The following is a 2,061-nucleotide window of genomic DNA, read 5'->3' as shown; positions in this document are numbered from 1 at the left end:
TGCCATGCAAGTATTTAACACTTGACAGCGACGATATAACCACGGACTATAAGTACCATTAAATTGCTATAAGTTAGTCCAAGTGGTCGACGAATTGCACCAGCTAATCGGCTGACAAGGACTGTGTAAGTTTCTTTCTGTTTCCTCTGAAGACTGGCTTTTTCTTCTCATCTCCCCGGAATCACTCAACAGAGTCTGTTGGAAAAAGGATTGAAAACAAGCTAGATAGAAAAGATAGGTACATCCCATGCATGAAGAAGGTAACAAAACCATTGAAAGTACTCAGGGCCGCTGGTGGCTGGCGAAAAATGGTCTGCCTGAAGGTCCTCTGTCTCACCAGGAAATCACTGATGCTTTGAAGTTAAACAGAATCAGCTCTGCAGATTATGCTTACTCCTCAGATGAGAAGGAGTGGAAGCCTTTATCCGACTGGAGTGGGTTCGAATGCGGACCTGAGGAATCTGCTCTGCAATCTCCTCCAGCTCCCCCGGTCGAGAGCTATCCCATTGAGCCCCTGATTACCAATCCCAGATTGTCCCCCATGGCAAATTGGATCTGTATCTACACACTCCAGATCTCTCCTTGGCTCTGGTGTTTTTATACCATCTCACAAATGACCTACGGCACCGTTTTAGACGAAAACGATCCTCTGATGGGAATTGAGGCGCTTGCGATATTTTTCAGCATGCTTGCTTCATTGGGGGTGACGATATCACTGTTCATAGGTGGGGCTCGTCTAAGAGCGTTAAGCCGTTCAGGCCCGAATATCATAATCCTCAGTATCGTAGTCGCAACTGCGGTCAATCTACTGTTATTTCTCTGGGGGATGGTGATCATTGCAATGGCTGACCAGAGCCAATTTGCCTCAAAAACCGTTGCAGCAGAGTTAATTGACTATTTTGTAGGAATTGTCGGGATCTGCGAATGGGCGTTTATGCTCACTACACTTTTCTGGCTTCGACGTAACGCCCGATTTCTTCCTCTGTCCTGAAGTTACCCCCCAAATAGTACAGAGCAGTATTGAATGAATATCCTTAATAGTAAAGAGAACGTATCTCATGACCGAAAATATAATCCCTGAAAACAGGGAAGCCACAGAATGGCGTTTTGATGATAAGGGCCTGCTCGCAGGCCCTTACTCTTATGACGAGCTGAAGGAATATGTTGAGCTGGACTACATCCAGCCGGAAACAGAGGTCATTCATGAGGACGGCCGGAAATATCAGGCATTCGAGATCGGATTGTTTCCCGGATTCGTCCCTGAAAAAACAGACCCTGCCGACGAGAACAGGAACAGAGTCATTCCATTGCCGGGCTGGAATTTCCTGGCAGGAGTGGTTGTATTATTTTTAGTTTCGCTAAAAGTATCGCAGAGAATTCCAGAAGATCACTGGTTCAACGGTGTGATGCCATTCTCCATGATCATCGGCGGCTTCGCGATGGTTTTAATTGGTTGTTATACCGGTTTAACTGGAATTGCTCACAGTTTCAGAGGCATTCCACAATATCAACCTGTCTTTAACAGAATTGGAGCAGTGATCGTGATATCCATAGGCATTTTATTTCTTGTTTTAGGATTTCAAGATCTCCTATTCAGTAAGTAGTTGCCGAGAACATCTCTTAATCCCCCCCAGGATCAAAAGGTCACTGTCTACCTTAATTCTGACGAAAAACGTGGCATAATACATAAGGAGATGGATTAGCTATCGACTCACACAGTCGCCCCCCTTTTCAAATTCGTCATCAGTGAAAACGCCTATCAGAAAGGAGCATTGCTTGGAATACATGGTTTTAACGTTCGTCTCTGTCGCGCTGTTGCTGGCCGTCGTCGCTTTTATTAAGGAACGGCGGTTGCGACTGGCACTACAGGGAATTCTCAGACACTTGATTCATCGCTGGAGGGCACATGGAAAAACAGACTCTGCTAATCACGCTGACACTGATCCTGCTGATCGGAGTCAGTTGTAGCTCTGACGAAAACGCTCGCGTGGCAGAACTGGCCACCGAGCAACTGGAACGACAGGCGGATCAAAACCGCCGGATGTCGGAACTGCAGCAGGA

General features: G+C 46.4%; 2 protein-coding genes. Both read left to right on the top strand.

The window, feature by feature from the left end:
• Positions 1-247 precede the first annotated feature (247 nt).
• Positions 248-991: a hypothetical protein gene (locus tag AACZ40_RS29005; RefSeq protein WP_339677170.1), complete on the top strand. Its 744-nt coding sequence runs from the start codon at positions 248-250 to the stop codon at positions 989-991.
• A gap of 67 nt (positions 992-1,058) precedes the next feature.
• Complete coding sequence (locus AACZ40_RS29000; protein ID WP_339677167.1) at positions 1,059-1,604, top strand: hypothetical protein; 546 nt, start codon at positions 1,059-1,061, stop codon at positions 1,602-1,604.
• The last annotated feature ends 457 nt before the right edge of the window (positions 1,605-2,061 follow it).

Source organism: uncultured Gimesia sp. (genome assembly GCF_963972345.1).
In the GTDB taxonomy this organism is placed as follows: Bacteria; Planctomycetota; Planctomycetia; order Planctomycetales; family Planctomycetaceae; genus Gimesia.
This window is presented reverse-complemented; position numbering and strand designations above follow the sequence as displayed.

What these genes read in the sequence shown, in the direction of transcription:
- AACZ40_RS29000 (WP_339677167.1), top strand. Translation starts at nt 1,059, where the DNA reads ATGACCGAAAATATAATCCCTGAAAACAGGGAAGCCACAGAATGGCGT.
- AACZ40_RS29005 (WP_339677170.1), top strand. Translation starts at nt 248, where the DNA reads ATGCATGAAGAAGGTAACAAAACCATTGAAAGTACTCAGGGCCGCTGG.